Source organism: Kitasatospora sp. NBC_01287 (assembly GCF_026340565.1).
GTDB lineage: Bacteria > Actinomycetota > Actinomycetes > Streptomycetales > Streptomycetaceae > Kitasatospora.
On the sequence record NZ_JAPEPB010000001.1, the window covers coordinates 7,712,677 to 7,737,991 of the forward strand.

General features: G+C 74.3%; 2 protein-coding genes. Both read left to right on the top strand.

From position 1 onward, the window contains the following. The first annotated feature begins 17 nt into the window (after positions 1-17). Positions 18-9,500 (top strand): type I polyketide synthase, encoded by a 9,483-nt coding sequence (locus tag OG455_RS33150; protein WP_323185616.1) that lies wholly within the window; start codon positions 18-20, stop codon positions 9,498-9,500. A gap of 57 nt (positions 9,501-9,557) precedes the next feature. Continuing rightward, positions 9,558-25,262: a type I polyketide synthase gene (locus tag OG455_RS33155; protein ID WP_266299977.1), complete on the top strand. Its 15,705-nt coding sequence runs from the start codon at positions 9,558-9,560 to the stop codon at positions 25,260-25,262. Positions 25,263-25,315: the final 53 nt, after the last annotated feature.

A 25,315-nucleotide genomic window follows, 5' to 3' on the forward strand; every position in this document is an offset into this window, starting at 1 on the left:
CTCGATAGGTGATTCACGTGGAGAACGAAGAAAAGCTCCGGGACTACCTGAAGCGCGTCACCGCCGATCTGCGTCGCAGTCGGCAGCGGCTGCGCGAGATCGAGGCGGCCGAGCAGGAGCCCATCGCCATCGTGGGCATGGCCTGCCGGTTCCCCGGCGGGATCTCCTCGCCGGAAGAGTTGTGGCAGCTGGTGCGCGGCGAGGGGGACGCCATCGGCGGCTTCCCCGAGGACCGGGGCTGGGACCTGGGGGCGCTCTACGACCCGGACGCCCAGGGGCCGGGCACCAGTTACGTCCGCGGCGGCGGCTTCCTGAGCGGCGCCGCGGACTTCGACCCCGGTTTCTTCGGGATCTCGCCGCGTGAGGCGCTGGCGATGGACCCCCAGCAGCGCCTGGTCCTGGAGACCGCCTGGGAGGCCGTCGAGCGGGCCGGGCTGAACCCGGCCACCCTGCAGGGCAGCCGGACCGGCGTCTTCATCGGCGCCGCCTACAGCGGATACACCACCGGTGTCTACCCCATGCCGGAGGGCCTGGAAGGCCATCTGCTGACCGGCAACGTGACCAGCGCGGCCAGCGGCCGGGTCTCCTACACGCTGGGCCTGGAGGGCCCGGCGGTCACCGTCGACACCGCCTGCTCCTCCTCGCTGGTCGCGCTGCACCTGGCCGTCCAGGCGCTGCGGGGCGGCGAGTGCACCATGGCGCTGGCCGGCGGCGTGACCGTGATGACCAACCCCAGCACGCTGACCGAGTTCAGCAAGCAGCGCGGCCTGTCCACCGACGGCCGCTGCAAGGCCTTCGCGGCCGCCGCCGACGGCTTCGGCAGCTCCGAGGGCGCGGGAATGCTGCTGGTCGAGCGCCTCTCCGACGCGCAGCGCCTGGGCCACCGGGTGCTGGCGGTGGTGCGGGGCAGCGCCGTCAACCAGGACGGCGCGTCGAACGGACTGACGGCCCCCAACGGTCCCTCGCAGCAGCGGGTGATCCGCCAGGCCCTGGAGAACGCCCGGCTGAGCGCCGACCAGGTCGACGTGGTCGAGGCGCACGGCACCGGCACCGCGCTGGGTGACCCGATCGAGGCGCAGGCGCTGCTGGCCACCTACGGCCAGGGCCGCGCCGAGGACCGCGCGCCGCTGCTGCTGGGCTCGGTCAAGTCCAACATCGGGCACACCCAGGCGGCCGCCGGCGTGGCGGGCGTGATCAAGATGGTGCTGGCGATGCGCGGCGACCTGCTGCCGAAGACCCTGCACGTGGACGCGCCGACCCCGCACGTGGACTGGACGGCGGGCGCGGTCGAGCTGCTGACGGAGCCCCAGGAGTGGCCCCGCACGGGCGAGCCGCGCCGGGCCGGTGTCTCCTCGTTCGGGATCAGTGGGACCAACGCGCACGTGATCATCGAGCAGGCGCCCGTGGACACGGTTGCTGACGTAGCGTCAGATCAGGCCTCTGGCGCGCCTGCCGTGTCCGACTCGCCGGTGGAGCCGGCCGTCGTCGTGCTGCCGGCCCTCGTGTCGCCGGTGGTGCCGTGGGTGGTCTCGGGGCGGGGCACGACGGCGCTGCGGGCGCAGGCGGAGCGGCTGGCGGGCGTCGAGGGCGAGCCGGCGGCGGTGGGTGCGGCGCTGGTGGGTGGGCGCTCGCTCTTCGAGGACCGCGCGGTGGTGCTCGGCGCCGACCGGGACGAGCTGCTCGCCGGGCTGCGTGAGGTCGCCGCCGGTGGCGGTCTGACCGGCCGGGGCGAGGGCTCCGGTGGGGTGGTGTTGGTCTTCCCGGGTCAGGGTTCGCAGTGGGTGGGGATGGCGTCGGGGTTGCTGGCGGTGTCGCCGGTGTTCGCGGAGTCGATCGCGGCTTGTTCGGCGGCGTTGGCGCCTTTTGTGGATTGGTCGTTGGAGGAGGCGCTGGCGGATGCGGCGCTGCTGGAGCGGGTCGATGTCGTGCAGCCGGTGCTGTTCTCGGTGATGGTGTCGCTGGCGGCGTTGTGGCGTTCGCTGGGTGTCGAGGTCTCCGCCGTCGTCGGCCACTCGCAGGGTGAGATCGCTGCGGCGTGTGTGGCGGGTGCGTTGTCGTTGGAGGACGCGGTGCGGGTGGTCGCGTTGCGGGCGAAGGCGCTGGCCCGGGTGGCGGGTTCGGGTGGGATGGTGTCGCTCTTCGCGTCCGCCGCGAAGGCCGGCGAGCTGTTGGTGGGCTTCGAGGGCCGGGTCGGGATCGCGGCGGTGAACGGTCCGGGGTCAGTGGTGGTCTCGGGTGAGGCGGGCGGGCTGGACGAGTTCATGGTGGCCTGCTCGGACGCGGGTGTGGACGCGCGGCGGGTGAAGGTGGATTACGCCTCGCACTCGGCGCAGATGGAGTTGCTGGAGGCCGAGATCACCGAGGCGCTCGCTCCGGTCACCGGGCTTGCCCCGAGTATTCCGATGTTCTCGACGTACACCGGTGAGTGGGTCAAGTCGGGTGAGTTGGGGGCGCGTTACTGGTACGAGAACCTGCGGCACCCGGTGCGTCTGCAGGAGGCGGTGGCCGAGCTGGCGAAGGCCGGGCATCGGCTCTTCGTGGAGGCGAGTCCGCATCCGGTGCTGACGGTGGGCGTCCAGGACACGTTGGATGCCAGTGGTGGTGGCCTCGCGCTGGGCACGCTGCGGCGTGAGCAGGGTGACGCGCGCCGGTTCCTGACCTCGGTCGCGGAGGCCTTCGTCAACGGCGCCACCGTCGACTGGTCGCGTGTGGTGACCTCGGATCTCCAGGTCGACCTGCCGACGTATGCCTTCCAGCGGGAGCGGCTCTGGCTGGAGTCGGCGGCCGGCGCTGCCCTGCCCGCCGGTTCGGATCCTGCGGAGGTGGGGTTCTGGGCGGCGGTGGATGGTGGTGATCTGGCGGGTCTGGCTGGTGCGTTGGGGGTGGATGGGGGGCAGTCGTTCGGTGAGGTGTTGCCGGCGATCGCCGCGTGGCGTCGTGGTCGGCGTGAGGCGTCGGTGGTGGATGACTGGCGTTACCGGGTGGTGTGGCGGCCGGTGTTGTCGGGTGCGGGTGCCGCGCTGGTGGGTTCGTGGTTGGTGGTTTCGCACGGGCTCGACGCTGATCCGCTGGTTGAGGTGCTGCGGGCGGGTGGGGCCGAGGTGGCGGTTGTCGCCGGGGTGGCGGAGCTGGCAGATGTGGTGGCGGGGCGGGAGTTCGCTGGTGTGCTCTCGTTGGTGGGTGTTGGTTCGGGTGCTCCGGTGGTGCCGGTGGAGCAGCTCGTGTTGCTGCAGGCGTTGGGTGAGTTGGGTGTGGATGCCCGGTTGTGGTGTGTGACGTCGGGTGCGGTGTCGGTGGGTCGTTCGGATGTGTTGAGCGGTCCGGGTGCGGCGTCGGTGTGGGGTTTGGGTCGGGTGGCGGCGCTGGAGTTCCCTGAGCGTTGGGGTGGTCTGGTGGATGTGCCGGTGGAGTTGGATGCTCGGGCGGGTGTGCGGCTGTGTGCGGTGCTGGGGCAGTCGGTGGAGGATCAGGTCGCGGTTCGGGCTTCGGGTGTGTTCGGGGCGCGGTTGGAGCGGGCGGTGCCGGGGATCGGGGTGGAGGCCGGTTGGTCGGTTTCCGGCTCGGTGTTGGTGACGGGTGGTACGGGTGGTCTGGGTGCGCGGGTGGCGCGGTGGCTGGTCGGTCGGGGTGCTGAGCATCTGGTGCTGGTGAGCCGTCGTGGTCCGCGGGCGCCCGGTGCGGGCGAGTTGGCCGAGGAGTTGCGTGCTCTGGGTGCCAGGGTCGACCTCGTCGCCTGCGACGTGGCGGATCGTGACGCGCTGGCCCGGGTCATCGAGGGCATCTCGCTCTCGGCGGTCGTGCACGCGGCCGGGGTGCTGGACGATGGTGTGTTGGCGGGTCTGACGCCCGAGCGGTTGCGTGGTGTGCTGACGGCGAAGGCGGAGTCGGCGTGGCACCTGCACGAGTTGACGCGGAGTCAGCGATTGGACGCGTTCGTGCTCTTCTCTTCCTTGGCCGGCACGCTGGGTGCGGCGGGTCAGGGCAACTACGCGGCTGCGAACGCGTACCTGGACGCCCTCGCCGAGCACCGCGCCACCCACGGCCTGCCGGCGACCTCCATCGCGTGGGGTCCGTGGGCGGAGGACGGTCTGGCGGCCGAGAGCGAGGTGGTCGGGGCGCGGATGCGCCGCAGCGGCCTGCCCGCGATGGCGCCGGCCAGTGGGCTGACCGCGCTGGAGCGGGCGTTGGCGACCGGGGACACCACGCTCGCGGTGGCCGATGTGGCCTGGGAGCGGTTCGCGCCGTCCTTCGTCTCGGTCCGCCCGTCCGCCCTGCTGACGGATGTGATCGAGGGGCTCGGGCTCGGCGCCGAGGCCCCGACTGGGGCTGCCGTCGAACAGGGCGGCTGGGCAGGCCAGTTGGCTGGTCTCACGCCGGCGGAGCGGTTGTCGGCGGTGGTGGGTCGGGTCTGTGCGGAGGCGGCGTCGGTGCTGGGCTACGGCTCGGCGGACGCGGTGGCGGCGGGTCGGGCGTTCCGTGATCTCGGGTTCGATTCGCTGACGGCGGTGGAACTGCGCAACCGGTTGGCGAAGTTGTCGGGTCAGCGGCTGCCGGCGGGGTTGGTCTTCGACTACCCGACGCCTCGGGCGCTGGGGGAGTTCCTGCTGGGCAAGCTCTCCGGCGCCGAGGTGTCGAGCGTCGAAATGGCGTCCCCGGTCTCGGTGGTGGCGCAGGACGACCCGGTGGTGATCGTCGGCATGGCCTGCCGGTACCCGGGAGGGGCGACCTCGCCGGAGGCACTCTGGCGGCTGCTGGAGTCCGGCACCGACACCATCGCGGACTTCCCCGACGATCGCGGCTGGGACCTGGAGTCGCTCTTCGCCGCGAGCGAGGGAGCCCGTCAAGGTGCGTTCCTCTACGAGGCGGGCGACTTCGACGCGGACTTCTTCGGGATCTCGCCGCGTGAGGCGCTCGCCATGGACCCGCAGCAGCGGTTGCTGCTGGAGACCTCCTGGGAGCTGTTCGAGCAGGCCGGGATCGACCTGTCCGCACTGCGCGGCAGCGCGACCGGGGTCTTCGTCGGCACCAACGGCCAGGACTACCCGGCCCTGCTGGCCGCCGCCTCGGAGGACGTGGCCGGCCATGTGCTGACGGGCAACGCGGCGAGCGTGGTCTCCGGGCGCCTCTCCTACACCTTCGGGTTCGAGGGGCCGGCGGTCACGGTCGACACCGCGTGCTCCTCCTCGCTGGTGGCCCTGCACCTGGCCGTTCAGGCGCTGCGCAACGGCGAGTGCTCGATGGCGCTGGCCGGCGGTGCCACCGTGATGTCCACGCCCGCTTCCTTCGCCGAATTCGGGCGCCAGGGTGGCCTGGCGGCGGACAGCCGCTGCAAGGCGTTCGCGGCGGCGGCCGACGGCACGAGCTGGGGCGAGGGTGTTGGGCTGCTGCTGGTGGAGCGGCTGAGCGACGCCGAGCGGCTGGGGCATCGGGTGCTGGCGACGGTGCGCGGCACGGCGGTGAACCAGGACGGTGCGTCGAACGGGCTGACGGCGCCGAACGGTCCCTCGCAGCAGCGGGTGATCCGTCAGGCGCTGGCGGCCGGCGGTCTGACGACTCGTCAGGTCGATGTGGTGGAGGCGCACGGCACCGGCACGGCGCTGGGTGACCCGATCGAGGCGGAGGCGCTGCTGGCGACCTACGGCCAGGGTCGGGCCGCCGATCAGCCGCTGCTGCTGGGGTCGATCAAGTCGAACATCGGGCACACCCAGGCGGCAGCCGGGGTGGCGGGCATCATCAAGATGGTGCTGGCGATGCGGCACGGTGTGGTGCCTCGGACGTTGCACGTGGACGAGCCCTCGCCGCAGATCGACTGGTCTGCGGGCGCGGTCGAGCTGGTGACGGAGAACCGTGCCTGGCCGGAGCACGAGGGTCCGCGTCGTGCGGGCGTCTCCTCCTTCGGCGTCAGCGGCACCAACGCGCACGCGATCCTCGAAGTCACCCCGCCCTCGGAGGACGCGCGGGTCACGGCCGAGCCCGCCGACTCCGTCGCACCGTGGGTGCTCTCGGGCCGTACCGGGAGCGCGCTCCAGGAGCAGGCGCGGCAGCTGCTGGACCGGGTGAATGAGGACGCCGAGCTCCACCCGCAGGACGTGGCCCTCTCGTTGGCGACGTCGCGGGCGGCGTTGGAGCGTCGTGCGGTGGTGGTCGGTGGTGACCGTGAGGCGCTGCTGGCCGGGTTGGCCGCGCTGGCCGAGGGCCGCGAGGCGCCGGGCGTGGTGACGGGCACGGCGGTGGAGGAGGGCAGGATCGCGCTGCTCTTCTCCGGCCAGGGCAGCCAGCGGGCCGGGATGGGGCGCGAACTGTACGCCGCCTACCCGGTGTTCGCGGACGCGTTGGACGCGGTCTGCGCGCACTTCGAGGGCGAGCTGGACCGCCCGCTGCGCGAGGTGCTCTTCGACGACGAGTCGCAGTTGCTGGACCAGACCCGCTACACGCAGGCCGGGCTCTTCGCGATCGAGGTCGCACTCTTCCGCCTCATCGAGTCCTGGGGCGTGCGCCCGGACTTCCTCGCGGGCCACTCCATCGGCGAGTTGGCCGCCGCGCACGTCGCGGGCATCCTCTCCCTCGCCGACGCCTGCACACTGGTGGCCGCCCGTGGCCGCCTGATGCAGGCGCTGCCCGCCGGTGGCGCGATGCTCGCCGTCCAGGGCACCGAGGCCGAGGTCCGCACGGCGCTGCCCGCCGGCCTCGACATCGCGGCCGTGAACAGCGCCGACTCGATCACCGTCTCCGGCCCCGAGACCGCGATCGCCGAGCTGGAGGCGGCCTGGCGGGCGGAGGGTCGCAAGGTCAAGCGGCTCACGGTCAGCCACGCCTTCCACTCCGCGCTGATGGACCCGATGCTCGCGGAGTTCCGCACGGTCGCCGAGTCCCTGACCTACGCGCAGCCCCGCATCCCGGTCGTCTCCAACCTCACCGGTGACTTCACCGCCGACCTGACCGACCCCGCCTACTGGGTGCGCCATGTCCGCGAGGCGGTCCGCTTCGCCGATGGTCTGGCCACCCTCCGGCAGCACCAAGTGGGCACGTTCCTGGAGATCGGCCCCGACGGCGTGCTGGCCGCCCTGGCCGAGGGCATCGCCACCCAGCGTGCGGGTCGCCCGGAGGCGCAGACGCTGCTCACCGCGCTGGCCCACCTGCACGTGAGCGGCACCGCCGTCGACTGGTCGGCGCTGCTGCCCACCGCCCGCCCGGTCGAGCTGCCGACCTACGCCTTCCAGCACACCCGCTTCTGGCCCACCATCACCCCCGGCGCGGCCGCGCCGCTCCCCGCGGTCGTCAGCGACGTCGACGCCCGCTTCTGGGCCGCCGTCGAGCACGAGGACCTCGCCACCCTCACCACCACCCTCACCGACGCCGACCCCGCCGCCCTGGGACAGGTCCTGCCCGCCCTCTCCGCCTGGCACCGCCGGCGCAGCGCCGACGCGCGGACCGCCGGCTGGCGCTACGAGCTCACCTGGCGCCGCCAGCCCCTGCCCGGTGTGGCCCGGCTCTCGGGTAGCTGGCTGCTCGCCGTCCCGGCCGAGCTGGCCGAGGACCCGTTCGTCACGGCGACCGCCGCCGCGCTGGCCCGGAACGGCGCCGAGGCGCGCCTGCTCCTGCTCTCCCGGGCCGACCGCTTCGACCGCGAGCGGATCGCCGAGCTGCTGGCGGCCGAGCCCGACACCCAGCCCGGCGCCGGTATCGGGTCCGACTCCGAGCCCCTGCGCGGCATCCTCTCCCTGCTCGCCCTCGACGAGGCCGAGCACCCCGAGCACCCCTCCGTGCCGGCCGGCCTCGCCGCCACCCTCGCGCTGCTCCAGGGCATCGGCGACGCGGCGGCCTCGGCGGGCACCGCCTCCGCCCCGCTCTGGTGCCTGACCCGGGACGCCGTCGCGGCCACCCCGGGCGAGCGCCTGACCGGCGCCGTCCAGGCGCACGTCTGGGGCCTGGGCCGGGCAGCCGCGCTGGAGTCGCCCGCGCTCTGGGGCGGTTTGGTCGACCTCGCGCCCGAGCCGGCGGAGGCCGAACTCGACCTGCTCTGCCGACTGCTGGCCGCGCCCGAGGGCGAGGACCAGGCGGCGATCCGCGCCGCAGGCTGCTACGTGCGCCGCCTGGAGCACGCCGACCTCTCCGCCGACCGATCCGCCGCGCCGAGTGGTGAACTGCCGCCGCACGGCACCGTGCTGATCACCGGCGGTACCGGCGCGCTGGGCCGCCAGGTGGCCCGCGCCTACGCCGAGGACGGCGCCGCGCACCTGCTGCTGGTCAGCCGCCGGGGCCCGGACGCCCCGGACGCGGCCGAGTTCGCCGCTGAGCTGACCGCGCTCGGTGCCCAGGTCACCGTCGCCGCCTGCGACGTGGCCGACCGCGCGGCCGTGGCCGGGCTGCTCGCCGCGATCCCGGCCGAGTACCCGCTGACCTCGGTGGTGCACACCGCCGGTGTGCTGGACGACGGCGTGGCCGACCGGATGACGGCCGAGCGGCTGGCCCCGGTGCTGCGCGCCAAGGTGACCGCCGCCCTCACCCTGCACGAGCTGACGCGCCATCAGGAGCTGGCCGAGTTCGTCCTCTTCTCCTCGGTCTCCGGCACCATCGGTGGCGCTGGGCAGGCCAACTACGCCGCCGCCAACGCCTTCCTCAACATCCTGGCCGAGCAGCGCCGGGCGGCCGGCCTGCCCGGCACCTCGATCGCCTGGGGCCCGTGGGCCGAGGGCGGCATGGCCTCCGACGGCAGCGTGGTCGAGCGGCGCACCCGCCGGGCAGGCCTGCCCGCGATGGCGCCCGAGGCGGCGACCGCCGCGTTCCGCCGGGCACTCGCCGCCGCACCCGCCCTGCTCGCCATCGTGGACGTGGACTGGGACCGGTTCGCCCCCGGCTTCACCGCCGCCCGCCCCAGCCGCCTCTTCGACCGGCTGCCGGAGGCCGCGAGGGTCCTGGCCGCGCTCCAGGAGTCCGCCGCGGCCGCGGGCCCCGCCGCTCCCGACCTCGCGCAGCGGCTGGCCCAACTGGCCCCGGCCGAGCGAGCGGAGGCGCTGCTCACCCTGGTGCGCGGCAAGGTGGCGCTGGTGCTCGGGCACGCCTCGCCGCAGGCCGTCGAGCCCGACCGGGCCTTCAAGGACCTCGGCTTCGACTCGCTCACCGCCGTCGAGCTGCGCAACCAGTTGGGCGCCGCCACCGGTCGGCAGTTGCCGCCCACCCTGGTCTTCGACTACCCGACCTCGACCGACCTGGCCGCCCACCTGCACGACGAGCTCTGCCCCGAGGACCGGGGCGGCCTGGCCTCGGTGCTGGCGGAGTTCGACCGCCTGGAGGCGGCGCTGGCCGCTCTGACGGCCGCGGAGGACGACCGCACCCGGATCGCGGTGCGCCTCAACGCCGTGCTGGCGAAGTGGGGCTCGGGCGCCACCGGCCGAGGTGCGGGCGCGCCGCAGGAGGCCGCGGCGGTCGCCGACCAGCTGCACGAGGCGACCTCTGACGAGGTGTTCGCCTTCATCGATCGAGAACTCGGCATGTCCTGAGTCGCTGGCCCAGCCAGAGCACCTTCTTCCGAACAACTTCCCGAGGGGCCAGTAGACATGAGCGACGAGCAGAAGCTTCTTGACTACCTGAAGCGCGTCACCGCCGACCTCCACCAGACGCGCCAGCGTCTGAAGGAGCTGGAGGAGGGCGACCAGGAGCCGATCGCCATCGTGGCGATGGCCTGCCGCTTCCCGGGTGGCGTGCGCTCGCCGGAGCAGCTCTGGGAGGTGCTCGCCGAGGGGCGCGACGCGCTCGCCGACTTCCCGACCGATCGCGGTTGGGACCTGGACCGGCTCTTCGACGCGGACCCGGACCGGCCCGGCACCTCCTACGTGCGCCAGGGCGGCTTCGTCTCGGGCGCCTCGGAGTTCGACGCGGCCTTCTTCGGGATCTCGCCGCGCGAGGCGCTGGCCATGGACCCGCAGCAGCGGGTGCTGCTGGAGACCGCCTGGGAGGCGATCGAGCGGGCCGGTGTCGACCCGCAGTCGCTGCGCGGCACCCGCACCGGTGTCTTCGTCGGCTCCAACGGGCAGGACTACGCGGCGCTGCTGATGGGCGCCGCCCAGGACGTCGAGGGCTACGGCGGCACCGGGAACGCCGCCAGCGTGATGTCGGGCCGCCTCTCCTACACGCTGGGCCTGGAGGGCCCGGCGGTCACCGTGGACACCGCGTGCTCCTCCTCGCTGGTCGCCCTGCACCTGGCGGTGCAGGCGCTGCGCGGCGGTGAGTGCTCGCTGGCGCTGGCCGGCGGTGTGACGATCATGGCGACCCCGAGCCCGTTCATCGAGTTCTCCAAGCAGCGCGGGCTGGCCGGCGACGGCCGCTGCAAGGCCTTCGCCGCCGGGGCGGACGGCACCGGCTGGGGCGAGGGCGCCGGTCTGCTGCTGGTCGAGCGCCTCAGCGACGCGCGGCGCCTGGGCCACCCGGTGCTGGCGATCGTGCGCGGCTCCGCCGTCAACCAGGACGGTGCCAGCAACGGCCTGACCGCCCCCAACGGCCCCTCCCAGCAGCGGGTGATCCTGCAGGCGCTGGCCGGGGCGGGGCTCTCCCCCGACCAGGTCGACGTGGTGGAGGCGCACGGCACCGGCACCAGCCTGGGTGACCCGATCGAGGCGCAGGCCCTGCTCGCCACCTACGGCCAGGGCCGCGAGGCCGGGCGGCCGCTGCTGCTCGGCTCGATCAAGTCGAACATCGGTCACACCCAGGCGGCCGCCGGTGTCGCGGGCGTGATCAAGATGGTGCTGGCGATGCGGCACGGCGCCATCCCGCGGACCCTGCACGTGGACGCGCCCTCCCCGCACGTGGACTGGTCGGCGGGCGCCGTCGAACTCCTGGCGGAGCGTCAGGAGTGGCCGGAGACCGGCCGCCCGCGCCGGGCCGGCATCTCCTCCTTCGGCGTCAGCGGCACCAACGCGCACACCATCATCGAGCAGGCCCCCGAGTCGGTGGCCGCCGCCGAGCCCACCGAGGCTCCCGAGGCCGCCACGCCCGCCGAGGCCGCCACGCCCGCCGAGGCCGCCGCTCCGGCGCGCGCGCTGCCGGTGGGCCTGTGGCCGCTGGCCGGGCGCACCGACGCCGCCCTGCGCGAGCAGGCCGCCCGGCTCGCCTCCCAGCTGGCCGCCACGCCCGAGCCGGACCTGCTCGACCTCGCCTACTCGCTGGCCACCACCCGCTCGGCGCTGGAGCGGCGCGCGGCCGTGGTCGGCACCAGCCGTGAGGAGCTGCTCGCCGCACTGACCGCGCTCGCCGAGGACGGCGAGGCGCCGGGCGTGCTGCGCGGCGCCGCGGTCCCCGGCCGCACCGCCTTCCTCTTCTCCGGCCAGGGCAGCCAGCGGGCCGGGATGGGGCGTGAACTCTACTCCGCGTACCCGGTGTTCGCGCGGGCGTTGGACGAGGTCTGCGCGCACTTCGAGGGCGAACTCGACCGCCCGCTGCGCGAGGTGATGTTCGAGAAGGACTCCGAGCTGCTCGATGAGACCCGCTACACCCAGGCCGCGCTCTTCGCGATCGAGGTCGCGCTCTTCCGCCTGCTGGAGTCCTGGGGCCTGCGCCCCGACCTGCTGGCCGGCCACTCGATCGGTGAGCTGGCCGCCGCGCACGTGGCGGGCCTCTGGTCGCTGCCGGACGCCTGCCGCCTGGTCGCCGCGCGCGGCCGCCTGATGCAGGCGCTGCCCTCCGGCGGCGCGATGCTCGCCGTGCGGGCCACCGAGGCGCAGGTGCGCACCGCCCTGGTCGGCCGCGAGCGGGACGTGGCGATCGCGGCGGTCAACGGCCCCGAGTCCGTCGTGGTCTCCGGCTGCTCGGCCGTCATCGACGAACTGGCGCAGGGCTGGTGGGCGGAGGGCCGCAAGGTCAAGCGGCTGCCGGTCAGCCACGCCTTCCACTCGCCGCTGATGGACCCGATGCTGGACCGGTTCCGCGCCGTCGCCGAGTCGCTCACCTACCACGCGCCCGCGCTGCCGGTGGTCTCCAACGTCACCGGCGACTTCGCCACCGACCTGAGCGACCCCGAGTACTGGGTGCGCCACGTGCGCGAGGCCGTCCGCTTCGCCGACGGGGTGGCCGCCCTGCACGCGCAGGGCGCGCGCACCTTCGTCGAGCTGGGCCCCGACGGGGTGCTGACCGCGCTGGCCCAGGAGGTGCTCGCCCAGGACGCCCCGACCCAGGACGCGCCGACCCAGGACGCCCTGCGCGCAGAGGTGGTGGCCGTCGCGCTGTCCCGCGCCGGGCGCGGCGAGGCGGCCACGCTCACCACCGCCCTGGCCACCCTCGCCGTGCACGGCACCGCGCCCGACTGGTCCGCCTACTACGCCGGCACCGGCGCCCGCCGCACCGAGCTGCCCACCTACGCCTTCCAGGGCACCCGCTACTGGCTGGAGCCCAGTGGCGCGCTCTTCGGCGACGCCGCCGCGATCGGCCTGGCCGGCGTCAACCACCCGCTGCTCGCAGCCGCCGTCCAACTCGCCGACAGCGAGGGCACCCTGCTGACCGGCAGCCTCTCGCTGCGCACCCACCCCTGGATCGCCGACCACGGCATCCTCGGCACGGTGCTGCTGCCCGGCACCGCATTCCTCGAACTCGCCATCCGGGCGGGCGACCTGGTCGGCTGCGGCCAGGTGGACGAACTCACCCTGGAGACGCCGCTGGTGCTGCCCGCCGAGGGCGCCGTCCAGGTGCAGGTCTGGGTCGGCGCGCCGGACGAGGCCGGGCGCCGCCCGATCAGCATCCACTCGCGCCGCCAGGGCGCCGTTGATCCGGGCCTGGGCGGTGAACTGCCCTGGACCCGCCACGCCCAGGGCGCCCTGCTGGCCACCGCCGCCGAGCCGGTCGGCTCGCTGGCCGAGTGGCCGCCCGCCGGGGCGGAGCCGATCGACGTCTCCGACTTCTACGGCGGCTGGGAGCGGACCGGCTTCCACTACGGCCCGACCTTCCGCGGCCTGCGGGCCGCCTGGCGGCGCGGCGACGAGGTCTTCGCCGAGGTGCTGCTGCCCGAGGAGGCGGACGCCGCCGACTACGGCATCCACCCCGCCCTGCTGGACGCGGGCCTGCACGCGATCGGCCTGGGCCGCTTCGTCGGCGGCGAGGCGCCGGCCGCCGGCGAGGGGCGGCTGCCGTTCTGCTGGAGCGGGGTCTCGCTGCACGCCACCGGCGCCACCGCGCTGCGCGTGCGGCTGGCCCCGGCCGGCACCGACGCGGTCAGCCTGCTGGTGGCCGACCGGTCGGGTGAGCTGGTCGCCACCGTCGACTCGCTCGCGGTCCGCCGGGTCACCGCCCAGCAGTTGGAGCAGCCGCGGGAGGAGGCCGGCGACGCGCTGCTGCGCCTGGAGTGGGCCCCGGTGCCCGCCGAGGCGCGCGGCGTGGCGAGCGAGGCCGCCGAGGCCGCGCGGGCGCAGTGGCTGCTGCTCGGCGCGGGCGTCGCGGCGGCCGAGCGACCGCTGCGCGAACTCGGCCTGGCGGTAAGGCAGATCGCCGTGCCCGCCGAGGCCCCCGAGCCGGGTGACGCGCCGCTGGTCGCGCTGGCCGGGCCCAGTGGCCCCGACGCCGTCGGGCAGGCCCTCACCCTGCTGCGCGAGTGGCTCGCCGAGGACCGGCTCGACCAGGCCGCGCTGGCCGTGGTGACCAGCGGTGCCGTCGCGGCGGTCCCGGGTGACGAGGTCCGCGACCCGCGCGCGGCCGCGGTCTGGGGCCTGGTTCGCTCGGCCCAGTCGGAGAACCCCGGCCGGGTGCTGCTGGTGGACGTGGACGGCTCGGCCGAGTCCTGGGCCGCGCTGCCCGGCGCGCTGGCCACCGGTGAGCCGCAGTTGGCCCTGCGGGCCGGCGCGGCCCTGCTGCCCAGGCTCGCCCGGGTGGCGGCCGGTGCCGAACTCGCCGCCCCGGCCGGTGCGGTGGCCTGGCGGCTGGACAGCGCGGCACGCGGCACGCTCGACGCGCTGGAGCTGCTTCCCGCCCCGGAGGCCATCGCGGAATTGACGCAGGGTCAGGTTCGGGTCTCGGTGCGGGCGGCCGGCGTCAACTTCCGTGACGTGCTGAGCGCGTTGGGGATGTACCCGGGCCCGGCCGGTCTGCTGGGCGGCGAGGGCGCTGGTGTGGTGGCCGAGGTGGGTCCGGGTGTCACCGGACTCGCGGTCGGCGACCGGGTGCTGGGCATGTTCGTCGGCGGCTTCGGCCCGCTCGTGGTCACCGACCACCGCCTGCTCGCCCCGGTCCCGACCGGCTGGTCCTTCGCGCAGGCCGCGTCCGTGCCGACCGTCTTCCTCACCGCTCACTATGCCTGGACCGACCTCGGTTCGCTGCGGGCGGGTGAGCGGGTGCTGGTGCACGCCGGCACCGGCGGTGTGGGCATGGCGGCGATCCAGCTGGCCCGCCACCTGGGCGCGGAGGTCTTCGCCACCGCGAGTCCGGGCAAGTGGGAGACGCTGCGTTCGCTGGGTCTCGATGACGAGCACATCGCCTCCTCGCGTGATCTGGAGTTCGCGGCGAAGTTCCTCGCGGTGACCGGTGGCGAGGGTGTGGACGTGGTCCTCAACTCGCTGGCGGGGGAGTTCGTGGATGCCTCGCTGGAACTGCTGCCGCGTGGTGGGCGGTTCCTGGAGATGGGCAAGACCGACATCCGCTCCGAGGTGCCGGCGGGGGTGGCGTACCGGGCGTTCGACCTGGTGGAGGCCGGTCCGGCGCGGATCGGTGAGCTGCTGGCCGAGTTGCTGGCGCTCTTCGAGGCCGGTGCCGTCGAGCTCTCGCCGGTGAAGGTCTGGGACGTGCGGCAGGCGCCGGAGGCGTTCCGCTTCGTCAGCCAGGCCAAGCACATCGGCAAGGTGGTCCTCACCGTGCCGCGGGCACTCGACCCCGACGGCACGGTGCTGATCACCGGTGGCACCGGCTCGCTGGGCGCCCTGACGGCACGTCATCTGGTGGCGGAGCACGGCGCGCGCAAGCTGCTGCTGCTCAGCCGGCGGGGCCCGGCCGCGCCGGGTGCGGCCGAACTGGTCGCGGAGCTGGCCGAGTCGGGGGCCGCCGCCGAGGTGGTGGCCTGCGACGTGGCCGACCGCGCCGCGCTGGCCGCGGTGCTGGCCGGGCGCGAGCTGACCGCCGTGGTGCACACCGCCGGCGTGCTGGACGACGGCGTGATCGCCTCGCTGGACGCCGCGCGGCTGGCCGGCGTCTGGGCGCCCAAGGCCGGGGCCGCCGAGCACCTGCACGAGCTGACGCGGGATCAGGACCTGGCGCTCTTCGCTCTCTTCTCCTCCGCCGCCGCGACCCTCGGCGGCACCGCGCAGGGCAACTACGCGGCGGCCAACGCCTATCTGGACGCGCTGGCGGAGCACCGGCACGCGCTGGGCCTGCCCGCCACCTCCTTCGCCTGGGGCCCCTGGGACCAGTCGGGCGGCATGACCGCCGACCTCTCCGGTGCCGACCTGACCCGGATGGCGCGCGGCGGTCTGCTGCCGCTCTCGCGCGCCGAGGGCCTGGCGCTCTTCGACGCGGGCACCGGATCGGCGGGCGCGGCCCTGGTCGCGCTGCGGATCGACCTCGCCGTGCTGCGCGGCCAGGCCGCCGCCGGAGCGCTGGCTCCGGTCTTCCGCGGCCTGGTCCGCGCCACCGGCCGCCGGGTGGTCGGCACGGCGGTGGCCGGTGGCCGTTCGGCGCTGGTGGAGAAGCTGGCGCCGCTGGCGGTGGCCGAGCGCGGCCGCGCCGTGCTGGAGCTGGTGCGGGGTGCGGCGGCTGCCGTGCTCGGTCACGGCTCGGTGGAGGGCGTCGAGTCGGGGCGGGCTTTCAAGGAGTTGGGCTTCGACTCGCTGACCGCCGTCGAGCTGCGCAACCGCCTGGGTGGGGCGACCGGTCTGCGGCTGCCCGCCACCCTGGTCTTCGACTACCCCACCCCGCAGGTCCTCGCCGAGTACGTGCTGAGCGAACTGGCCTCCGAACTGGGCGAGGTGGCAGCCACGGCGGGCGGCGGGGTGGGCGGCGCGGTGGTCGCGACGGCCGCCGCCGATGAGCCGCTGGCGATCGTCGGCATGGCCTGCCGGTTCCCCGGCGGGGTGGACTCGCCCGAGGCGCTCTGGCAGCTGGTCAGCACCGGCGGCGACGCGATCGGCGGCTTCCCGGTGGACCGGGGCTGGGACCTGGACGGCCTCTACGACCCGGACGGCGAGACCCCCGGGACCAGCTATGTGCAGTCCGGTGGATTCCTCTACGGTGCCAGCGAGTTCGACCCCGGCTTCTTCGGCATCTCGCCGCGCGAGGCGCTCGCGATGGACCCGCAGCAACGCCTACTGCTCGAAGCCTCCTGGGAGACCTTCGAGCGGGCCGGCATCGACCCGCGCTCGCTGCGCGGCAGCCGGACCGGTGTCTTCGTCGGCGCGGCGGCCTCCGGCTACGGCACCGGCCTGGTCAGCGTCCCCGAGGGCGTCGAGGGGCACCTGCTGACCGGCAACACCCCGAGCGTCATCTCGGGCCGCCTCTCCTACACCTTCGGTCTGGAGGGTCCGGCGGTCACCGTCGACACCGCGTGCTCGTCCTCGCTGGTCGCGCTGCACCTGGCGGGTCAGGCGATCCGCAGCGGTGAGTGCTCGATGGCGCTGGTCGGCGGTGTGACCGTGATGGCCACCCCCGGCATCTTCACCGAGTTCTCCAAGCAGGGCGGTCTGTCGGGCGACGGCCGCTGCCGGGCCTTCGCGGCCGGGGCCGACGGCACCGGCTGGTCCGAGGGCGCGGGCATGCTGCTCGTCGAACCGCTCTCCGAGGCACGCCGCCAGGGCCACCCGGTGCTCGCCGTGGTCCGGGGTTCCGCCGTGAACCAGGACGGCGCCAGCAACGGGCTGACCGCGCCGAACGGGCCCTCGCAGCAGCGGGTGATCCGCCAGGCCCTGGCCAACGCTGAGTTGACGGTCAATCAGATCGATGTGGTCGAGGCGCACGGCACCGGCACCGCGCTGGGCGACCCGATCGAGGCGCAGGCCCTGCTCGCCACCTACGGCCGCGAGCGCGACGCGGACCGCCCGCTGTGGCTGGGTTCGATCAAGTCGAACATCGGGCACACCCAGGCGGCGGCCGGAGTGGCCGGTGTGATCAAGATGGTGCTGGCGATGCGCGGCGGACTGCTGCCGCGGACCCTGCACGTGGACGCGCCGACCCCGCACGTGGACTGGACGGCGGGCGCGGTCGAACTCCTGACGGAGGCCCAGGAGTGGCCGCTGACGGGGGAGCCGCGCCGCGCGGCCGTCTCCTCGTTCGGGATCAGCGGTACCAACGCGCACGTGATCCTGGAGCAGGCTCCGGCGGTCGAGGCCCCGGCCATCGCGATCGACGCCCCGCTCACCGACCTGCCTGTCCTACCGCTCGTGCTGTCGGGGCGTGGTGAGCCGGCGCTGCGCGCGCAGATCGAGCGCTTCGCGGCGTTCGAGGGCTCCGACGCGGTCGAGGGTGATCTCGCGGCGGTGGGTGCGGCGCTGGTGCGCGGTCGGGCGCTGTTCGAGGACCGGGCGGTGCTGCTGGGTGACCAGCGGGTGGTCGGGCACGCGGCCGGTGATGGTGGGGTGGTGTTGGTCTTCCCGGGTCAGGGTTCGCAGTGGGTGGGGATGGCGTCGGGGTTGCTGGCGGTGTCGCCGGTGTTCGCGGAGTCGATCGCGGCTTGTTCGGCGGCGTTGGCGCCTTTTGTGGATTGGTCGTTGGAGGAGGCGCTGGCGGATGCGGCGCTGCTGGAGCGGGTCGATGTGGTGCAGCCGGTGTTGTTCTCGGTGATGGTGTCGCTGGCGGCGTTGTGGCGTTCGCTGGGTGTCGAGGTTGCGGCTGTCGTCGGTCACTCGCAGGGTGAGATCGCTGCGGCGTGTGTGGCGGGTGCGTTGTCGTTGGAGGATGCGGTGCGGGTGGTCGCGTTGCGGGCGAAGTCGTTGGCGCGGGTGGCGGGTTCGGGTGGGATGGTGTCGCTCTTCGCGTCCGCCGCGAAGGCCGGCGAGTTGCTGGTGGGGTTCGAGGGTCGGGTCGGGATCGCGGCGGTGAACGGTCCGGGTTCGGTGGTGGTCTCGGGTGAGGCGGGCGGGCTGGACGAGTTCATGGTGGCCTGCTCGGACGCGGGTGTGGACGCGCGGCGGGTGAAGGTGGATTACGCCTCGCACTCGGCGCAGATGGAGTTGCTGGAGGTTGAGATCACCGAGGCGCTCGCTCCGGTCACCGGGCTTGCCCCGAGTATTCCGATGTTCTCGACGTACACCGGTGAGTGGGTCAAGTCGGGTGAGTTGGGGGCGCGTTACTGGTACGAGAACCTGCGGCACCCGGTGCGTCTGCAGGAGGCGGTGGCCGAGCTGGCGAAGGCCGGGCATCGGCTCTTCGTGGAGGCGAGTCCGCATCCGGTGCTGACCGTGGGCGTCCAGGACACGCTGGATGCCAGTGGTGGTGGCCTCGCGCTGGGCACGCTGCGGCGTGAGCAGGGCGGTGCGGACCGCTTCCTGACCTCGGTCGCGGAGGCCTTCGTCAACGGCGCCACCGTCGACTGGTCCTGCCTCTTCGCGGGCGACGTCGAGCGCGTCGAGCTGCCGACCTACCCGTTCCAGCGGGAGCGGCTCTGGCTGGAGTCCGGCCTCGCGGCGGCCGCGCTGGCGGCCGCGGCGGTGGATCCTGCGGAGGCGGGGTTCTGGGCGGCGGTGGATGGTGGTGATCTGGCGGGTCTGGCTGGTGCGTTGGGGGTGGATGGGGGGCAGTCGTTCGGTGAGGTGTTGCCGGCGATCGCTGCGTGGCGTCGTGGTCGGCGTGAGGCGTCGGTGGTGGATGACTGGCGTTATCGGGTGGTGTGGCGGCCGGTGTTGTCGGGTGCGGGTGCCGCGCTGGTGGGTTCGTGGTTGGTGGTTTCGCACGGGCTCGACGCTGATCGGCTGGTTGAGGTGCTGCGGGCGGGTGGGGCCGAGGTCGAGGTCATCGATGGTGCTTCGGAGCTTGCGGAGGCTTTCGCCGGGCGGGAGTTCGCTGGTGTGCTCTCGTTGGTGGGTGGTGGTTCGGTTGCTCCGGTGGTGCCGGTGGAGCAGCTCGCGGTGCTGCAGGCGTTGGGTGAGTTGGGTGTGGATGCCCGGTTGTGGTGTGTGACGTCGGGTGCGGTGTCGGTGGGGCGTTCGGATGTGTTGAGCGGTCCGGGTGCCGCGTCGGTGTGGGGTTTGGGTCGGGTGGCGGCGCTGGAGTTCCCTGAGCGTTGGGGTGGTCTGGTGGATGTGCCGGTGGAGTTGGATGCTCGGGCGGGTGTGCGGCTGTGTGCGGTGCTGGGGCAGTCGGTGGAGGATCAGGTCGCGGTTCGGGCTTCGGGTGTGTTCGGGGCGCGGTTGGAGCGGGCGGTGCCGGGGATCGGGGTGGAGGCCGGTTGGTCGGTTTCCGGTTCGGTGTTGGTGACGGGTGGTACGGGTGGTCTGGGTGCGCGGGTGGCGCGTTGGCTGGTCGGTCGGGGTGCTGAGCATCTGGTGCTGGTGAGCCGTCGTGGTCCGCAGGCTCCTGGTGCGGGTGAGTTGGCCGAGGAGTTGCGTGCTCTGGGTGCCAGGGTCGACGTCGTCGCCTGCGACGTGGCGGATCGTGACGCGCTGGCCCGGGTCATCGAGGGCATCTCGCTCTCGGCGGTCGTGCACGCGGCCGGGGTGCTGGACGATGGTGTGCTGGCGGGTCTGACGCCCGAGCGGCTGCGCGGTGTGCTGGCGGCGAAGGCGGAGTCGGCGTGGCACCTGCACGAGTTGACGCGTGATCAGCAGCTCGATGCTTTCGTGCTCTTCTCTTCCCTGGCCGGCACGCTGGGTGCGGCGGGTCAGGGCAACTACGCGGCTGCGAACGCCTATCTGGACGCCCTCGCCGAGTACCGCCGCTCGCAGGGTCTGGCGGCGACCTCGATCGGCTGGGGTCCGTGGGCGGAGGACGGTCTGGCGGCCGAGAGCGAGGTGGTCGGGGCGCGGATGCGCCGCAGCGGCCTGCCGGGCATGGCGCCGTCGGCGGGTCTGGCGGCCCTCGGGCGGGTGCTGGCGGCCGGGGACACCACGCTCGCGGTGGCCGATGTGGCCTGGGAGCGGTTCGCGCCGTCCTTCGTCTCGGTCCGCTCCTCCGCCCTGCTGGCCGACGTGCTGGCCGGGCTGGCCTCCGGTGCGCCGGTGGCGGCGGCACCGCAGCTGATCGGCTGGGCGGGGCAGTTGGCGGGTCTTGCGGCGGCGGAGCGGTTGTCGGCGGTGGTGGGCTGGGTGTGTGCGGAGGCGGCGTCGGTGCTGGGCTACGGCTCGGCGGACGCGGTGGCGGCGGGTCGGGCGTTCCGTGATCTCGGGTTCGACTCGTTGACGGCGGTGGAACTGCGCAACCGGTTGGCGAAGTTGTCGGGTCAGCGGTTGCCGGCGGGGTTGGTCTTCGACTACCCGACGCCTCGGGCGCTGGGGGAGTTCCTGCTCGGCAAGCTCTCCGGTGCCGAGGCGTCGAGCGTCGAATCCGCCTCCCCGGTCGCGGTGGTGGCGCAGGACGACCCGGTGGTGATCGTCGGCATGGCCTGCCGGTTCCCCGGCGGCGCGGTGTCGCCGGAGGCGCTCTGGCGAGTACTGGAGTCCGGCACCGACACCATCGCGGAGTTCCCGGGCGACCGGGGCTGGCAGCTCGGCTCCACCACCTCCTACACGCCGCGCGGTGCCTTCCTCTACGAGGCGGGCGACTTCGACGCGGACTTCTTCGGGATCTCGCCGCGTGAGGCGCTGGCGATGGACCCGCAACAGCGGCTGCTGCTCGAAACCTCCTGGGAGCTCTTCGAGCAGGCCGGGATCGACCTGACCGGCCTGCGCGGCACCCGGACCGGCGTCTTCGTCGGCAGCAACGGCCAGGACTACCCGGCCCTGCTCAGCGCGACGGCCGCCGCCGAGGGGCTCGAAGGCCACCTGCTGACGGGCAACGCGGCGAGCGTGGTCTCCGGGCGCATCTCCTACACCTTCGGTCTGGAGGGTCCGGCGGTCACGGTCGACACCGCGTGCTCCTCCTCGCTGGTGGCCCTGCACCTGGCCGTTCAGGCGCTGCGCAGCGGCGAGTGCTCGATGGCGCTGGCCGGCGGCGTGACGGTGATGTCCACCCCGGGCCTGTTCGCCGAGTTCGGGCGCCAGGGCGGCCTGGCAGCGGACGGTCGCTGCAAGGCGTTCGCGGCGGCGGCCGACGGCACGAGCTGGGGCGAGGGCGTTGGGCTGCTGCTGGTGGAGCGGCTGAGCGACGCCGAGCGGCTGGGGCATCGGGTGCTGGCGACGGTGCGTGGCACGGCGGTGAACCAGGACGGTGCGTCGAACGGTCTGACGGCGCCGAACGGTCCCTCGCAGCAGCGGGTGATCCGGCAGGCGCTGGCGTCGGCGGGTCTGAGCGCGGCCGAGGTGGACGCGGTGGAGGCGCACGGCACCGGTACGGCGCTGGGCGACCCGATCGAGGCGGAGGCGCTGCTGGCGACCTACGGCCAGGGTCGGGCCGCCGATCAGCCGCTGCTGTTGGGGTCGATCAAGTCGAACATCGGGCACACCCAGGCGGCAGCCGGGGTGGCGGGCGTGATCAAGATGGTGCTGGCGATGCGGCACGGTGTGGTGCCGCGCACGCTGCACGTGGACGAGCCCTCGCCGCAGATCGACTGGTCGGCGGGTGCGGTCGAGCTGGTGACGGAGAACCGTGTCTGGCCGGAGCATGAGGGTCCGCGTCGTGCGGGCGTCTCCTCCTTCGGCGTCAGCGGCACCAACGCGCACGCGATCCTCGAAGTCACCCCGGCGGCAACGCCGGTGGCGGCCGAGCCGGCCGAGGCCGGCCCGGAACAGGTGGTCGGGTGGACCCTCTCGGCCCGCAGCGAGGACGCACTGCACCAGCAGGCGGCACGCCTGCTGGCCGCCGTCACGGCGGCTCCTGCGGTCGAACCCGCCGATGTCGCGTTCTCGTTGGCGACGTCGCGGGCGGCGTTGGAGCGTCGTGCGGTGGTGGTCGGTGGTGACCGTGAGGCGCTGCTGGCCGGGTTGGCCGCGCTGGCCGAGGGCCGCGAGGCGCCGGGCGTGGTGACGGGCACGGCGGTGGAGGAGGGCAGGATCGCGCTGCTCTTCTCCGGCCAGGGCAGCCAGCGGGCCGGGATGGGGCGCGAACTGCACGCCGCCTACCCGGTGTTCGCGGACGCGTTGGACGCGGTCTGCGCGCACTTCGACGCCGAGCTGGACCGCCCGCTGCGCGAGGTGCTCTTCGACACCGACTCGCGGCTGCTGGACCAGACCCGCTACACGCAGGCCGGGCTCTTCGCGATCGAGGTCGCACTCTTCCGCCTCATCGAGTCCTGGGGCGTGCGCCCGGACTTCCTCGCGGGGCACTCCATCGGCGAGTTGGCCGCCGCGCACGTCGCGGGCATCCTCTCCCTCGCCGACGCCTGCACGCTGGTGGACGCCCGTGGTCGCCTGATGCAGGCGCTGCCGGCCGGTGGCGCGATGCTCGCCGTGCAGGGCTCGGAGGACGAGGTCCGCGCGGCACTGCCCGCCGGTGTCGACATCGCGGCCGTCAACGCGGCGGACTCCATCGTCGTCTCCGGCCCCGAGACCGCGATCGCCGAACTGGAGGCCGCCTGGCGCGCGGAGGGCCGCAAGGTCAAGCGGCTCACGGTCAGCCACGCTTTCCACTCCGCCCTGATGGACCCGATGCTCGCCGCCTTCCGCACGGTCGCCGAGTCCCTCACCTACACCGCGCCCCGGATCCCGGTGGTCTCCAACGTCACCGGCGACCTCTCCGCCGACCTGACCGATCCCGCCTACTGGGTGCGCCACGTGCGCGAGGCGGTCCGCTTCGCCGACGGCCTGGCCACCCTCCGGCAGCACCAGGTGGGCACGTTCCTGGAGATCGGCCCCGACGGCGTGCTGGCCGCCCTGGCCGAGGGCATCGCCACCCAGCGTGCGGGGCGCCCCGAGGCGCAGACGCTGCTCACCGCGCTGGCCCACCTGCACGTGAGCGGTACCGCCGTCGACTGGTCGGCGCTGCTGCCCACCGCCCGCCCGGTCGAGCTGCCGACCTACGCCTTCCAGCACACCCGCTTCTGGCCCACCATCACCCCCAACGCGGGCGTGAGTGCCCCCGCAGTCGTCAGCGACGTCGACGCCCGCTTCTGGGCCGCCGTCGAGCACGAGGACCTCGCCACCCTCACCACCACCCTCACCGACGCCGACCCCGCCGCCCTGGGCCAGGTCCTGCCCGCCCTCTCCGCCTGGCACCGCCGACGCAGCGCGCAGTCGGCGCTGGACGCCTGGCGCTACCGGGTGACCTGGGCGCCCGCCGTCCCCGAGACGGCGGCCGCGCTGCGCGGCAGCTGGCTGCTGGTCACGCCCAAGGGCGCGGCGGGGCAACCGGCGGCCGAGCTGGTGGACGAGCTGGCGCGGGCGCTGGCGGACGGCGGCGCCCGCGTGGTGCGGGCCGAGCTGGACACCGCCGACCCCGACCGGGCCGCCTACACCGACGGGCTGCGCGCGGCGCTGGCCGACCCCGCGCTCTCCGACATCGAGGCGCTGGACGCCCTGTTCCAGGTCAGCGGCGTGCTCTCGCTGCTCGCCCTCGACACCGAGCCGCTGCCGGGCAGCCCGGCCACGCCGGCGGGCCTGCCGGCCACGGCGGCCCTGCTCCAGGCGCTCGGTGATCTGGACCTGGAGGCGCCGCTCTGGTGCGCGACCAGTGGCGCGGTGTCGGTCGGCGAGCTGGAGGCGGTCCGGCGGCCCGAGCAGGCGATGGTCTGGGGCCTGGGCCGGGTGGCCGCGCAGGAGCGCCCGGAGACCTGGGGCGGCCTGGTCGACCTGCCGGAGGCGGTCGACGAGCGGATCGCCGCCCGGCTGCGCTCCGTGCTGGCCCAGCGCGAGGAGGACCAGCTCGCGCTGCGCGCCTCCGGCACCTTCGCCGCCCGCCTGGCCCACGCCCCGGTGGCGGCCTCCCCGGTCGCCGACCCGGGCCTGCCGTGGCGCCCGGACGGCACCGTGCTGATCACCGGCGGCACCGGCGCGCTGGGCGCCCAGGTGGCCCGTTCGCTGGCCGGTCACGGGGCCGAGCACCTGCTGCTGCTCAGCCGCCGGGGCGCCGAGGCGCCGGGCGCGGCCGAGTTGGTCGAGGAGCTCACCGGGCTCGGTGCCCGGGTCACGGTGGCCGCCTGCGACGCGGCCGACCGCGAGGCGTTGGCGCAGGTGCTGGCGGCGGTCCCCGAGGAGTTCCCGCTCGGCGCGGTGGTGCACACCGCCGGTGTGCTGGACGACGGCGTGCTGGACGGGCTGACGCCCGACCGCTTCGGCACGGTGCTGGACGCCAAGGCCGCCGCCGCCCGCCACCTGCACGAGCTGACGGAGCATCAGGAACTCTCCGCCTTCGTGCTCTTCTCCTCGATCGCGGGCACCCTGGCAGGCCCCGGACAGGGCAACTACGCGGCCGCCAACGCCTATCTGGACGCCTTCGCCCAGTGGCGCCGCGCGCAGGGCCTGGTGGCCACCTCGATCGCCTGGGGCCCGTGGGCCGAGGGCGGCATGGTGGCCGACAGCGCGCTGGTGGAGGGTCGCACCAGCCGGGGCGGTCTGCCGGTGATGGCGGCCGACCGGGCGGTGGCCGCGCTGGAGCAGGCGGTCCGGGTGGACGACACCCTGCTCGCCGTGGTCGACGTGGACTGGCAGCGCTTCGCCCCCGGCTACACCGCCGTGCGCCGCAGCCCGCTGCTGGCCGGCATCCCGGCGGCCCGCGAGGCCATGACGGTCTCCGCCGAGCAGAGCGCGGGCTCGGCCCCGGCCCTGCTCGGGCGGCTCGCCGCCGCCTCCGCCGCCGAACGCCGCCGCCTGCTCCAGGAGCTGGTCTGCACCGAGGTCGCCCTCGTCCTCGGGCACGCCTCGGCCGGCGCGATCGACCCGCAGCGGGCCTTCCGCGACATGGGCTTCGACTCGCTCACCGCCGTCGAACTGCGCAACCGGCTGAGCAGGGCGACCGGTTCGCGGCTCACCTCGACCCTGGTCTTCGACTACCCCACCCCGCTGGCCCTCACCGACCATCTCTACCTGGAGCTGTCGCCCGAGGCCGATGCCGAGGCGGAGCAGGGCCAGCGCGAGCTGGACGCCCTGGAATCCGTGCTGGCCGGCCTCGGCGGCGGCGACCAGGACCGGCGCGAGGCGATCGGCGCCCGACTGCGCACCCTGCTCTCCACCCTGGAGGAGGCCAGGACGGGGGCGGACGAGGCGGTCCCCGACGTCCTGGAGGGGGCCACCGACGACGAGGTCTTCGACTTCATCGGCAAGGAGTTCGGCATCTCCTGACCGCCACCTCCCGCCACCCCCCGCCTGCCCCGTCCCACCGGACCGGCAGCGGC

What these genes read in the sequence shown, in the direction of transcription:
- OG455_RS33155 (WP_266299977.1), top strand. Translation starts at nt 9,558, where the DNA reads ATGAGCGACGAGCAGAAGCTTCTTGACTACCTGAAGCGCGTCACCGCC.